The organism is Streptomyces sp. HUAS MG56 (genome assembly GCF_058673395.1).
On sequence record NZ_CM178722.1, the window covers coordinates 4333108 to 4347004 of the forward strand.

Annotated in this window: 8 protein-coding genes; 3 read left to right on the forward strand and 5 right to left on the reverse strand. The window is 70.0% G+C overall.

Going from position 1 to position 13897, the window contains the following annotated elements; all coding sequences use genetic code 11:
- Positions 1–20: 20 nt before the first annotated feature.
- From AC4OXY_RS20555 to AC4OXY_RS20575, 5 genes are all read right to left on the reverse strand, one after another.
- A complete protein-coding gene (locus AC4OXY_RS20555; protein WP_071372096.1) occupies positions 21–1310 on the reverse strand; it encodes a citrate synthase in 1290 nt (429 codons plus the stop codon).
- 197 nt (positions 1311–1507) lie between these two features.
- Positions 1508–3778, reverse strand: coding sequence for an SF1B family DNA helicase RecD2 (gene recD2, locus AC4OXY_RS20560; RefSeq protein ID WP_491994393.1), 2271 nt, complete (start codon positions 3776–3778; stop codon positions 1508–1510).
- 86 nt (positions 3779–3864) lie between these two features.
- On the reverse strand, positions 3865–4374 hold the full coding sequence (locus tag AC4OXY_RS20565; protein WP_356023098.1) for an inclusion body family protein: 510 nt from the start codon (positions 4372–4374) through the stop codon (positions 3865–3867).
- Between the two features lie 35 nt (positions 4375–4409).
- Positions 4410–6239, reverse strand: coding sequence for a thiamine pyrophosphate-binding protein (locus tag AC4OXY_RS20570; RefSeq protein ID WP_491994394.1), 1830 nt, complete (start codon positions 6237–6239; stop codon positions 4410–4412).
- Positions 6236–8272: a flavin monoamine oxidase family protein gene (locus AC4OXY_RS20575; RefSeq protein ID WP_491994395.1), complete on the reverse strand. Its 2037-nt coding sequence runs from the start codon at positions 8270–8272 to the stop codon at positions 6236–6238. The genes AC4OXY_RS20570 and AC4OXY_RS20575 overlap by 4 nt, the downstream gene beginning before the upstream one ends.
- Positions 8273–9388: 1116 nt before the next feature.
- Here AC4OXY_RS20575 and AC4OXY_RS20580 point away from each other — a divergent pair.
- The 3 genes from AC4OXY_RS20580 to AC4OXY_RS20590 are packed head-to-tail and all read left to right on the forward strand — an operon-like array spanning position 9389 to position 13879.
- Complete coding sequence (locus AC4OXY_RS20580; RefSeq protein ID WP_491994396.1) at positions 9389–10405, forward strand: LacI family DNA-binding transcriptional regulator; 1017 nt, start codon at positions 9389–9391, stop codon at positions 10403–10405.
- A complete protein-coding gene (locus tag AC4OXY_RS20585; protein ID WP_362819677.1) occupies positions 10402–11940 on the forward strand; it encodes a sugar ABC transporter ATP-binding protein in 1539 nt (512 codons plus the stop codon). The genes AC4OXY_RS20580 and AC4OXY_RS20585 overlap by 4 nt, the downstream gene beginning before the upstream one ends.
- Positions 11930–13879, forward strand: coding sequence for an ABC transporter permease/substrate-binding protein (locus tag AC4OXY_RS20590; protein ID WP_402063216.1), 1950 nt, complete (start codon positions 11930–11932; stop codon positions 13877–13879). Before AC4OXY_RS20585 ends, AC4OXY_RS20590 begins: the two co-directional genes overlap by 11 nt.
- Positions 13880–13897: the final 18 nt, after the last annotated feature.

Sequence of the window (13897 nt, forward strand, 5' to 3'; positions counted from 1 at the left end):
ACGCCCCTCGCCGGCAGGTGTCAGCGAGCCTCGACCGGTACGAAGTCGCGCTCGACCACGCCCGTGTAGATCTGGCGCGGGCGGCCGATGCGGGAGCCCGGCTCCTTGATCATTTCGGTCCACTGGGCGATCCAGCCCGGCAGGCGGCCGAGGGCGAACAGGACCGTGAACATCTCGGTCGGGAAGCCCATGGCCCGGTAGATCAGACCGGTGTAGAAGTCGACGTTGGGGTAGAGGTTGCGCGAGACGAAGTAGTCGTCGGAGAGCGCGTGCTCCTCCAGCTTCAGCGCGATGTCCAGCAGCTCGTCGGACTTGCCGAGGGCGGAGAGGACGTCGTGCGCGGCAGCCTTGATGATCTTGGCGCGCGGGTCGAAGCTCTTGTAGACCCGGTGGCCGAAGCCCATCAGACGAACGCCGTCCTCCTTGTTCTTCACCTTGCGGATGAAGGAGTCGACGTCGCCGCCGTTGGCCTGGATGTCTTCCAGCATCTCCAGCACGGACTGGTTGGCGCCGCCGTGCAGCGGGCCCCACAGGGCGCTGATGCCGGCCGAGATCGACGCGAACATGTTGGCCTGCGAGGAGCCGACCAGGCGGACCGTCGAGGTGGAGCAGTTCTGCTCGTGGTCGGCGTGCAGGATCAGCAGCTTGTCCAGCGCGGCGACGACGACCGGGTCGAGGTCGTACTCCTGGGCGGGGACCGAGAAGGTCATGCGCAGGAAGTTCTCGACGTAGCTGAGGTCGTTGCGCGGGTAGACGAACGGGTGGCCGATCGACTTCTTGTACGCGTACGCCGCGATCGTCGGCAGCTTGGCGAGCAGCCGGATCGTGGAGAGGTTGCGCTGCTTCTCGTCGAACGGGTTGTGGCTGTCCTGGTAGAAGGTGGACAGCGCCGAGACGACCGACGACAGCATGGCCATCGGGTGGGCGTCCCGCGGGAAGCCCTTGTAGAAGTTCTTGACGTCCTCGTGCAGCAGCGTGTGCCGCGTGATCTCGTTCTGGAACGTCGTCAGCTCGTCGACGGTCGGGAGCTCGCCGTTGATCAGCAGATACGCCACCTCGAGGAAGGTGGAGCGCTCGGCCAGCTGCTCGATGGGGTAGCCGCGGTAGCGGAGGATGCCCGCCTCACCGTCGAGGTAGGTGACAGCGGATTTGTAGGCGGCCGTGTTGCCGTACCCGCTGTCCAGAGTCACCAGACCGGTCTGGGTGCGGAGCTTCCCGATGTCGAAGCCCTTGTCGCCGACGGTGCTGTCGACCACCGGGTAGGTGTACTCGCCGTCGCCGTACCGCAGTACTACAGAGTTGTCGCTCACGTCTTCCCTCACCGACGTAGTGCCTCATCTTCGAGGTGCCCTGACTGTCTCTACCATCCCCCATTTGGCTCAGGAGAGTGCACTCGGGGTCGACCATTGGGCCCATCGGCGGCACTCAGTGCCGCCAACTTGCCCATCCTGCCCCCTTTGAACGGCATCTGGAAGTGCTCTGTGACCTTCGTGACTCATTTGATCGATCATTTTTCCTGATGACCCGCGTCGAGCCTGAAGTCCAGGGCCGTGCACCGCCGTCCGGCCGAGACCGTGCGCACCGCCTGTCCGATCGCCTTGCGTGAACCGACGAGGACGACGAGGCGTTTGGCCCGTGTCACCGCCGTGTACAGGAGGTTCCGCTGGAGCATCATCCACGCCCCGGTCGTGACCGGAATCACCACGGCGGGATATTCACTCCCCTGCGAGCGGTGAATGGTCACCGCGTACGCATGTGCCAGTTCGTCCAGTTCGTCGAATTCGTAGGGCACCTCCTCGTCCTCGTCGGTCAGCACCATGAGCTTCTGGTCGACCGGATCGAGCGAGGTGACGACGCCCACGGTGCCGTTGAAGACGCCGTTCTTCCCTTTCTCGTAATTGTTCCGGATCTGGGTGACCTTGTCCCCCACGCGGAAGACCCGGCCGCCGAACCGCTTCTCGGGCAGGTCGGGCCGTCCGGGCGTGATGGCCTGCTGGAGCAGTCCGTTGAGGGCCCCGGCGCCGGCCGGACCCCGGTGCATCGGCGCGAGCACCTGCACGTCCCGCCGCGGATCGAGCCCGAACTTGGCCGGAATCCGCCGCGCCGCCACGTCCACGGTGAGCCGGCCGGCCTCCTCGGTGTCGTCCTCGACGAAGAGGAAGAAGTCCTTCAGCCCGTCGGTGAGCGGATGCTGCCCGGCGTTGATCCGGTGCGCGTTGGTGACGACACCGGACTGCTGGGCCTGCCGGAAGACCCGGGTGAGGCGGACGGCCGGGATCGGGCTGCCGTCGGCGAGCAGGTCGCGCAGCACCTCGCCCGCGCCGACGCTCGGCAACTGGTCGACGTCCCCGACGAAGAGGAGGTGCGCGCCCGGGGGGACGGCCTTGACCAGCTTGTTGGCGAGCAGCAGGTCCAGCATGGACGCCTCGTCCACGACCACCAGGTCGGCGTCCAGCGGCCGGTCGCGGTCGTAGGCGGCGTCCCCGCCGGGCTTCAGCTCCAGCAGCCGGTGCACGGTGGAGGCCTCGGCGCCGGTCAGCTCGGACAGACGCTTGGCGGCCCGCCCGGTCGGCGCGGCGAGCAGCACCTTGGCCCGTCTGGCCCGGGCCAGCTCCACGATCGAGCGCACGGTGAAGGACTTGCCGCAGCCGGGCCCGCCGGTGAGCACGGCGACCTTCTCGCTGAGCGCGAGCTTGACGGCGGCCTCCTGCTCGGGCGCGAGATCGGCGCCGGTGCGCGTCCTCAGCCAGCCGAGGGCCTTGCCCCAGTCGACGTCCTGGAAGCCCGGCATGCGGTCCTGACCGGTGCGCAGCAGGCGCAGGAGCTGGGCGGCGAGGGACAGTTCGGCGCGGTGGAAGGGGACCAGGTAGACGGCCGTGACGGGTTCGGCCGTGTCCCCCTCGGGCCCCGGGACCTTCTCCCGTACGACGCCCGGCTCCACGCCGTCCTCCCCCGGCTCGGCCAGCTCCGCGAGGCACTCGATGACCAGCCCGGTGTCGACCTGGAGCAGCTTGACGGCGTCGGCGATCAGCCGCTCCTCGGGCAGGAAGCAGTGGCCCTGGTCGGCGGACTGGGACAGGGCGTACTGGAGGCCGGCCTTCACCCGCTCCGGGCTGTCGTGCGGGATGCCGACGGACTGGGCGATCTTGTCGGCGGTCAGGAAGCCGATGCCCCAGACGTCGGCGGCGAGCCGGTAGGGGTGGTTCCTGACGACGGAGATGGACGCGTCGCCGTACTTCTTGTAGATCCGCACGGCGATGGAGGTGGACACCTCGACGGTCTGGAGGAAGAGCATGACCTCCTTGATCGCCTTCTGTTCCTCCCAGGCGTCGGCGATCTTCTTGGTCCGCTTGGGCCCGAGCCCGGGGACCTCGATGAGCCGTTTCGGCTCCTCCTCGATGATCTGGAGCGTGTCGAGTCCGAAGTGCTGGGTGATGCGGTCGGCGAAGACGGGTCCGATCCCTTTGACGAGGCCGGACCCGAGGTAGCGCCGGATGCCCTGGACGGTGGCCGGCAGGACCGTCGTGTAGTTCTCGACGTGGAACTGCTTGCCGTACTGGGGGTGCGAGCCCCAGCGGCCCTCCATCCGCAGCGACTCCCCGACCTGGGCGCCGAGCAGCGCGCCGACGACCGTGAGGAGGTCGCCGCCGCCTCTGCCGGTGTCGACCCGGGCGACCGTGTAGCCGTTCTCCTCGTTGGCGTACGTGATCCGCTCCAGCACGCCTTCGAGCACGGCGAGCCGACGCTCGGTCGTCTGATTCCCCTCCTGGTGAGCCATGGTCCGACGGTACCGGTGACCGCTGACAGCCGAGGCGGCTCATGGCCGGGGGCGGCGGCTCGCGGCCACCGCCCCCGGCCGGGCCGTCAGGCGTCCTCGATGGTGATGAAGGGGTCCCACTGGAAGTAGCCCTTCAACTGCCGGTGCCGGTCCAGGATCTGGAAGGAGAAGTGGTAGACGACCTTGCCGACGCTCTTGACCGTCGTGCGCCAGTAGTGGTCCTGGTACTTCTGCGTCACGAAGTCCGGGCTGCCCTCGCTCCCCTCCTTGGGCAGCGGGTAGACGCCGTCGACCACCTCGATCTCCGGCGTCCTGATGAGCGTGTGGTCGCGGTCGCTGCTGACGTACCGGTACAGCAGCGCCTTGTAGTCGCTGCCCAGCGACAGCGTCGTCTCCCGCCACCTGATGCTGTCCCCGGGCTCGGCGCGCAGGTTCAGCTCGGCGCCCGACGTGCCGACGATGTGGTCGTGCCGCGTCGTCATGTAGATCAGGCTCTCGTCGACGTACGTCGGCGCGTCGGGGTTCCTCGACGCGTTGGGGTACTGCTCGACGATCGTGGCCGCGTCGAAGGCGATGAGGACGTTCAGGTCAGCCATTTCTTTCCCCCTTGGGAAGCTTTTCCGGAAGCTTTTCAGGAAGTTTTCGGGACCTTGTAGGCCATCGCCCGCGGGTAGTCGTGCCGGTGCAGGCGGACGCGGACCAGGAGGGGCCCGGCGTTGACCGGGTCGTGCGGGTCGGCGAGGCGGGCCAGCAGGGCGTCCAGCTCGGCCGCGTGGGCGATGGCGACGCCGGTCGCCGGGGTGTCCTCGCCGGCGAAGACGGCCGCGAGACGGTCGTAGTGCCAGGGGTGCAGGACGTTGTAGAAGTCCGGTTCGGCGGTGGAGTGTTCGGCGTAGTAAGCCGGGTTCACCAGCATCTGCTCGATGCCGTAGAAGTGCCCGTTGTCCAGGACGAACACCACCGAGGGCAGCCCGAGCCGGGTGTGGGTGGAGATCTCCTGGCAGGTCTCCTGGAAGGAGCCGTCGCCGACGAACACCATCGGGCGGGCGCCGTCGCGTTCGGGGGCGAGCGCGGCGCCCGTGGCCGCGCCGACCGACCAGCCGATGGACAGCCAGCTGATCTGGGAGAGGAACCCGCCCGCGGGCAGGGCCAGGTTCATCGAGCCGATGAGGGCGAACGCGGCGTCCGAGACGACCGTCCAGTCCTCCCGGGTCTCCTCGCCCAGGAAGTGGTTGATCCGGTCGAACAGGCCGTCGTACGTGAGGTGTTCACCGCCCCGGGATCGGGCGCCGTCGAGGTTCAGCGAGGCGCGGTACTGCGCCAGGCCCGCGGGGCGGCCGGCCGGTGCGCCCCGGTGGCTGTAGGACTCGGCGTAGTAGTCGGAGGCGAGGCCCCCGGAGCCGTACTCCTTCACCAGCGCGTCCTGGAGGGCGGGCAGCAGGTGGGCGAGCTGGACGTCGGGGAAGTAGGAGGTGCCGACGCTGACGCCGCCGTGCGCCGCCATCACCCAGTCGGTGCCGACGCTCTGCTCGCCGCCCAGGTTCTTCGACGTGGACCAGGCGCCGAGCCCGATCCGGCAGGTGGCCCACTCCTTGAAGACGCCGTACACGTCCGGGTGACTGGCCCTGCCGTTGTAGACGCCGTGGAACTGCGGCAGGTCCTCGTCCACGACGGCCTTGGCGCCGACCGTCGTGCAGAACGGCACCCCGGTGGCCTCCACCAGGTCGGTGAGCTGCCCGCCGTGCCGGTACCGGTCGATCTCCTCACCGGCCCACACGATCGGGCGGGGCCGGCCGTCCGGGCCGGGGTGCTCCTCGATCAGGGTGAGGACCGCGTGCACGGCGTTCTCCAGCATGGGCTGGTTGCGCGCGCTGAACGGCCGTTCGCGGCGGACGATCGGCTCTGCGGGCTCGGGGCAGGGCTCGTCCCACAGGTCCTCCATGACCTCCAGGTAGACCGGCCTGCGCTCGGAGAGACACGCGGTGAGCGCCGAGTCGATCTGGGCGGGCGCGAGGCCCGGGTTGGAGATGACCTGCGCGTCCACGGTGACCTGCCGGTAGACGTCCAGGTTGCTCTCCGCGCGCGGGCTCATGTGCGAGGTGAGCAGGCCGACGGCACGGTAGTTCTGCCACTGCTCGTACGGCGGGCAGGCGTTGACGGCGACGATCGGGATCTGCTCGACGTACGCGCCGCCGCAGGCGCCCAGGAGATTGAACGCGCCGACGCTGTACGTGACCGCCGCCGCGCCCACGCCGTGGATGCGGGCGTAGGCGTCGGCGGCCTGGCCCGCGCCGCCCTCGGTCGGCGTGCCGACCCACTCGACGTCGCCCTCCGCGCGGAGCGCCGTCAGGAACGGGCCGAGGTGGTTGCCGGGGACGCCGAAGAGGTGGGTGATGCCCAACTCGGCCAGCCGCAGGGCGAGATAGCGGGCCACCGTGCAGGCCGGGAGGCTCTCGGTCATGCGGGCTCCCCCTCCTGTGCCGTGGTGACCGGCGCGGCCCGGTGGACGGCGAGGGCGGCGCGCACCGCGCTCTCCAGGGCGCCCTCGATCCAGGCGTGCTTGAGGGAGGTGTGCTCCCCCGCGAAGTGCAGCGGGCCCTCGGGCCGGGAGACGTCCAGGTGGAAGCTGGTCATCTGGTGGGCGGTGTAGATGGCGGCCTCACCGAAGGCGTACGGGTCGCGCGCCCAGCTCTGGGTGGCGCCCCGGCCGGTGAAGAACACCTCGATGCGCCGGCCGTGCAGGGCCTGGAGATTGCGCAGGGCGTAGACGTAGCGCTCCGTGTTCGGCATGGAGTCCCAGCGGGCGGCGTCGTCGGACCAGGAGTACGAGGCGAGGACCACGCCGCCGCCCATGCTCTCCTCGACCGGGTGCGAGGGGTAGTACAGGAACCGGTTGGGGTTGTCGGTGGCGGAGCCCCCGCCGAAGCAGTGGGTGGCGGGCCGGACGGCGGGCCCGCGCAGCGGCAGGCTGCCGTCGATCCGCCGCATCTCCTCCGTGACGCCGCTGTCCTTGACGGCGACACCGAGCAGCCCGGCCGCCCCCGGCTCGGGCAGCGTGGGCACGGACGCGGTGTCCACTTCGCCTCCCCGCCGGTAGTACGCGTACAGCCCGGGCGCGATGCCCTCCAGCGCGTCGCGCCAGTCGTCCTCGGTGAACTCCCACCACCGGTGGCTGAATTCGAGCAGCACCTTGGTGGCCTGGTCGTAGTGGGTCTCGATGACGGCGCGGCGCTTCTTGTACGACATCGAGGGGACGATCTCCACGAAGCGCAGGGCGGAGAACGGGACGGTGACGATCGCCAGGTCCGCCGTCCACAGCCGCGGCAGTTCCTTCGGATCGGCCTCGTCGACGGTCTGTACGGCCACGCCCCACCCGTCGGCCCCGACCGCACCGGTGCCCTCGGGGTCGGTGTCGCGGCTGGGGTCGTGGTACTCGATCCGGATCACCCGCTCGCCCAACCGCACCTCGTCGCGCAGGCCCTGGTGCAGGGCGTGCGGCAGGCGCCAACTGCCGCCGGGGATCTCCCAGTAGCGCACCCCGGGGCTGATGTCGCTGCGGCTCAGGAAGCTGTGGAAGAAGGAGAGGTGGAGCCGCGAGGACATGTTCTCCAGGGTGCCGAGGGCCTCGATCGCCTCGTCGCTGAGCCCGGCGTGCTCGCGCAGGAAGGCGCCCATCGAGTAGCCGTCGAAGTCACGGATCACCCGCGCCCATCCCTCGACCCATTCGTCGAAGGGCTTGTTGACCCGCTTGCCGTCGACGACGTCGGAGTAGTAGTCGCGCACGCTCTCCAGCGCGTCGTCGACCATCTTCACGACCGGGGCGCGGACCTCGTCGTCGGTGAGGTGGAAGCCCTCGTTGATCCGCTCGGGACCGGCGGCGTAGTCGGCGCGCCGCACCTGGACGCGGTTGGCGCGGATCCAGGAGTTGCCGCGCTTGTCGGGCTCGCGGAAGTCCGGGCTGTCGTCGCCGTACGTCCAGGTCTGCCCGGTGAACGAGGTGTACGACACCGGAGGGCCGGGGACGTCCGGGCCGCTGCCGGTGTGGGGGTCGATGTCCACGTTGTAGAACTGGCGGCGGCCGAGCCCGAGTTTGTCGACCAGGGCGAGGACGAGCGGGTGGAAGTCGGGCAGCCGCATCGCTCCGGCCTCGGCGTACTGGGCCGGGTCGGCGAAGGGCTGGTGGTGCCTGGTCGTGCGGAAGGTCTTGATGCGTCCGCCGACACGGTTGGCGTTCGCCTCCAGGACGGTGACGTCGTGCCCTGCGTCCTTGAGCAGTCGGGCGGCGACGAGACCGGTGATGCCGGCGCCGATGACGAGAATCTTCTTGCGCGGGTGGGGCGTGGGGCCGAGGCGGCCCGTGTCTATCAGGGTGTGCAGGTATTCGAGTTTCAGGTCCTTTCCGTCGGGTCCGACGAGAAGGAGTTCACGGGCGAGCCTGAGACAGGTCTGCCAGCGGGCACGGGTGGCGGAGTTGTCCCGTGGAGTGTCGGTCATAGCCTGCGATCGTAGATATGCGGAAACGGTTTCTCGGTTCACCTCGGGGACAAAGTCCGGAAAACGCCGAGGGGGGTGTGTGACGGGATTTTGACTTGCTCGGATTTCTCCGGCGAGGGTGATTGATTCCCGAGGGGCGGGTGAGTAATGGGAGCGGAACTGAAAAAACAATTCGCTTGTGGAATGTTGCGGAATGTGAAATTCCTGCGGTGGAGGCGTGCGGGCAGCGGGGATGGTCCCGGGAGGAAACCCGTCAGCCGACACCCGCAACTGGCCTGCTGGAGTGGCGAGTTGGCATATGCATCCGGCCAACGTGCCCGTGGGCGGGGTTACGCCATGGGCCCGCGGCGGAGTTGCTCGCGGAGGGGGCGAGAGGAAGGGGCGAGAGGGCGAGAGGAACGGGCACGTGGCCGTTGGGCCGCTCGCTTCCCGGGATTGTCGGGCTTCCGCGAGGTGCGTAAAGGGCGCTCCCGTTGCGCTGCGCTCCACTCTCGCGTCGCCTTCGGCGATGAGCCTGCGGGCCGCCCTTTACACACCTCGCTCCAGCCCGTGCGAGAAGCGGGCGAGCGGCCCGGAAGGGCGGTGGCCCTGGCCGGTACCGGGCCCTTGAGTCGGCTGCGTGGATTCCGTTGGCGGGGGGGGGCGCGGGGGCCGCGGGTGGGTGGGGGTGGGTTCGGTGGGTGCGGGTGAGTGGGTGGGTGGCACGGGGTGGGCTGAGGGTGGTGAGGGGCGGGGGCGCGGTCGCGTCTCGCGGGCACGCCGGGTGGTTCGGCGACTGCGGGTGAGTGGGCACGGGGTGGGGTGGTGAGGGGCGGGAGGTCGGGCTGTCGGGGGGATGGGCAGGTTTGGGCCAGGGGGTTGGCTGGGGGCTGGACCCAGGGCCGGTTTCCATTCGGGGGTGGCCCAAAGCTGCCAGTTGTCGCCCTCGCAGGGTGGCCATGGGCCCTGGGCGGACCCCGGTCGGGCCCGGCCAGGCCTCGGTCACGATTGGGTTTCGGCCATCTCCAGCCCCTTGCCCGCGCGCCGTGTAATCGTTTCCAATCCTCCCTGACGGCTCGGCGTGGAAACGATTACACGCGGGGCCGTCCACGAGTCTCACGAGGAGGTGAGTCGGCGTTGGCGAGCATCAAGGATGTCGCCGCCTCGGCCGGGGTGTCCGTGGCCACGGTGTCGCGTGTCCTGAACGAGCATCCGTCGGTCAGTGCGGACGCACGCACGCGTGTGCTGACCGCCGTCGAGGCGTTGGGGTATCGGCCGAACGCCGTCGCCCGGTCCCTGCGGACCGACCAGACCCACACCCTCGGGCTCGTCATCAGCGACGTGCTCAACCCCTACTTCACCGAGCTGGCCCGCTCCGTCGAGGAAGAGGCCCGGGCGCTCGGGTACAGCGTGATCATCGGGAACGCCGACGAGCGGCCCGAGATCCAGGATCACCATGTCCGGAACCTGCTCGATCGGCGGATCGACGGGCTGCTCATCTCCCCCACCGACGGCGGCTCCCCGCTCATGCTGGACGCCGTCCGGGCCGGGACGCCCATGGTGTTCGTGGACCGGTGGATCCCCGGGGTGGACGTGCCCGTCGTACGGGCCGACGGGCGGGGCGCCGTACGGGATCTCGTGGCGCATCTGCACGCGCTCGGACACCGGCGGCTCGCCATCATCGCCGGGCCCGCCGCCACCACGACCGGCAGTGAGCGGGTCGAGGCCTTCCGGGCCGCACTCGCCGACTACGGCCTTCCACTCCCTGACGCCTACATAGGCCAGGGCGACTTCCAGGCCGAGAGCGGGCGGCGGGTCACCGAGGGGTTCCTGGATCTGCCCGAGCCGCCGGAGGTCGTCTTCGCGGCCGACAACCTCATGGCGCTCGGTGCGCTCGATGCCGTACGCGCGCGTGGGCTGCGTGTGCCGGACGACATCGCGCTGGCCGCGTTCGACGACATCCCCTGGTTCGTGCACACCGATCCGCCCGTCACCGCTATCGCCCAGCCGACCGGTGACCTGGGCAGGGCCGCCGTGCGGGCCCTCGTCGACCGCATCGAGGGGCGGGCCGGCGCGTCCGTCGCCCTCTTCGCCCGGCTCGTCGTGCGCCGCTCGTGCGGCGAGCACCTCCCGAGGAACAGGAGCACGTCGTGAGCAACCCGGACGAGTTGCTGCGCATCGAGGGCATACGCAAGACCTTCCCCGGCGTGGTCGCGCTCGACGGCGTCGACTTCGATCTGCGCCGGGGCGAGGTCCATGTGCTGCTCGGTGAGAACGGCGCCGGCAAGAGCACGCTGATCAAGATGCTCTCCGGGGCCTACACGCCCGACGGCGGACGGATTCTCGTCGACGGCCGGGAGACGCGCATCCACGGTGCGCAGGACGCCGAGCGGCTCGGCATCGCCACCATCTACCAGGAGTTCAACCTGGTGCCCGACCTCACCGTCGCCGAGAACATCTTCCTCGGGCGGCAGCCGCGGCGCTTCGGGATGATCGACCGGAAGACGATGGAGGCGGACGCCGCAGCCCTCCTCGCGCGCGTGGGGGTCGATGTGTCGCCTCGCACGCGTGTGCGTGAACTCGGCATCGCCCGGCTCCAGATGGTCGAGATCGCCAAGGCGCTCAGCCTGGACGCGCGCGTGCTCATCATGGACGAGCCGACGGCCGTGCTCACGTCGGAGGAGGTCGAGAAGCTCTTCGGCATCGTGCGCTCGCTGCGCGCGGACGGCGTCGGGATCGTCTTCATCACCCATCACCTGGAGGAGATCGCCGCCCTGGGCGACCGGGTCACCGTCATCCGGGACGGCAGGAGCGTCGGGGAGGTGCCTGCGGCGACGCCCGAGGAGGAGCTGGTACGGCTCATGGTCGGGCGGTCGATCGAGCAGCAGTATCCGCGGCAACGGGCCGAGCGCGGAGCGGCGTTGCTGTCCGTCGAGGGGCTCACCCGGGACGGGGTGTTCCACGACGTCGGCTTCGAGGTGCACGCCGGTGAGGTCGTCGGGATCGCCGGGCTCGTCGGGGCCGGGCGGACCGAGGTCGTGCGGGCCGTGTTCGGGGCCGATCCGTACGACGGCGGGGTCGTGCGGGTGTCCGGCGACCGGCTCAGGCGGCACGACGTGAACGCGGCCATGGCGGCCGGGATCGGGCTCGTCCCCGAGGACCGCAAGGGGCAGGGGCTCGTGCTGGACGCCTCGGTCGAGGAGAACCTCGGGCTCGTGACCATGCGGGCCGCCAGCCGGGGCGGATTCGTCGACCGCAAGGGCCAGCACGACGCCGCCCGGCGGATCGCCGAGCAGCTCGGGGTGCGGATGGCGGGCCTCGGGCAGCAGGTGCGGACCCTGTCCGGCGGCAACCAGCAGAAGGTCGTCATCGGCAAGTGGCTGCTGGCCGACACCAAGGTGCTGATCCTCGACGAGCCGACGCGCGGGATCGACGTCGGCGCCAAGGTCGAGATCTACCAGCTGATCAACGAACTGACCGCGGCCGGAGCCGCCGTACTGATGATCTCCAGCGATCTGCCGGAGGTGCTCGGGATGAGCGACCGGGTGCTGGTCATGGCCCAGGGCCGGATCGCGGGCGAGCTGTCGGCGGCCGACGCCACCCAGGACGCCGTGATGGCGCTCGCCGTCTCCACCCCCACCAGCAGCAAGACCGACACGTCCGACAAGGAGGCCAGCCGTGGCCACTGACACGCTCAAGAGCACGACGGGCGCGGGTGGCGCCACCGGCGGCCTGCGCCGGCTGCTCCTCGACAACGGCGCGCTCACCGCGCTGATCGCCTTGGTCATCGCCCTGTCGGCGCTGTCCGGGGACTTCCTGACGACGGACAACCTGCTCAACATCGGTGTGCAGGCGGCCGTGACGGCGATCCTCGCCTTCGGTGTGACCTTCGTGATCGTCTCGGCCGGCATCGACCTGTCGGTCGGGTCGGTCGCCGCACTGTCGGCCACCGTGCTGGCCTGGAGCGCCGCGCAGCACGGAGTGCCGGTGGCGGTCGCCGTTGTGCTCGGGCTCGGCACGGGTGTCGTGGCCGGTCTGGTGAACGGTTTCCTCATCGCCTACGGCAAGCTGCCGCCGTTCATCGCGACGCTGGCGATGCTGTCGGTGGGGCGTGGCCTGGCCCTCGTCATCTCGCAGGGTTCGCCGATCGCCTTCCCCGGCTCGGTCTCGCACCTCGGTGACACGCTCGGCGGCTGGCTGCCGGTGCCGGTGCTGGTCATGGTGGTGATGGGGATCGTCGCCGCCGTCGTCCTCGGGCGGACGTACATCGGGCGCTCCATGTACGCCATCGGCGGCAACGAGGAGGCGGCCCGGCTCTCCGGTCTGCGCGTGCCGAAGCAGAAGCTCGCGATCTACGCGCTGTCCGGTCTCTTCGCGGCGGTCGCCGGTGTCGTACTGGCCTCCCGGCTGTCCTCCGCCCAGCCGCAGGCCGCCGACGGCTACGAGCTGGACGCGATCGCCGCGGTCGTCATCGGCGGTGCCTCGCTCGCGGGCGGCACCGGCAAGGCGTCCGGCACGCTGATCGGCGCGCTGATCCTCGCGGTGCTGCGCAACGGCCTCAACCTCCTGTCCGTGTCGGCGTTCTGGCAGCAGGTCGTGATCGGTGTCGTCATCGCGCTGGCGGTGCTGCTGGACACCGTGCGCCGCAGGGCCGGGGCGAGCCCGGTGGCGAACGGCCCCGGCGGCGGCAAGGGCAAGCAGGCGGCGACGTACGCGCTCGCGGCCGTCGTGACCGTGGCGGTCGTCGGCGCGACCTCCTTCCTGCACACGGGTTCGTCCTCGTCCACGGCCCCGCGCATGGGTCTGTCGCTGTCCACCCTCAACAACCCCTTCTTCGTGCAGATCCGGGCCGGTGCCCAGGCCGAGGCGAAGAAGCTGGGCGTGGACCTGACCGTCACCGACGCCCAGAACGACGCCTCCCAGCAGGCCAACCAGCTGCAGAACTTCACCAGTTCGGGCCTCGGCGCGATCATCGTCAACCCGGTGGACTCGGACGCGGCCGGCAACTCGGTGAAGGCCGCCGACAAGGCGGGGATCCCGGTCGTCGCCGTGGACCGCGGGGTGAACAAGGCGGATGTGAACACCCTGGTGGCGTCCGACAACGTGGCCGGTGGTGAGCTGGCCGCGAGGACGATCGCCGAGAAGCTCGGCGGCAAGGGGAAGATCGTCGTCCTTCAGGGCCAGGCGGGTACGTCCGCGGCCCGCGAGCGAGCGGCCGGTTTCGCCCAGGGCCTGAAGGCCTACCCGGGCATCCAGGTGCTGGCCCAGCAGCCCGCCGACTTCGACCGCACCAAGGGACTCGACGTGATGTCGAACCTGCTCCAGGCCCACCCGGACGTGCAGGGCGTCATCGCCGCCAACGACGAGATGGCGCTCGGCGCGATCAAGGCGCTCGGCTCCAAGGCCGGGAAGTCGGTCCAGGTGGTCGGCTTCGACGGCACCCCGGACGGGCTGACGGCGGTGAAGAACGGCACGCTGTACGCCTCGGTCGCCCAGCAGCCCAGCCAGTTGGGAAGGATCGCCGTCGACAACGCGCTGAAGGCCGTACAGGGCAAGAAGGTGGAGCCGACGGTGAAGGTGCCGGTGAAGGTGGTCACGAAGGACAACGTGGCCGGGTTCACCGGCTGACGCCGGGGCGTCCAGGAA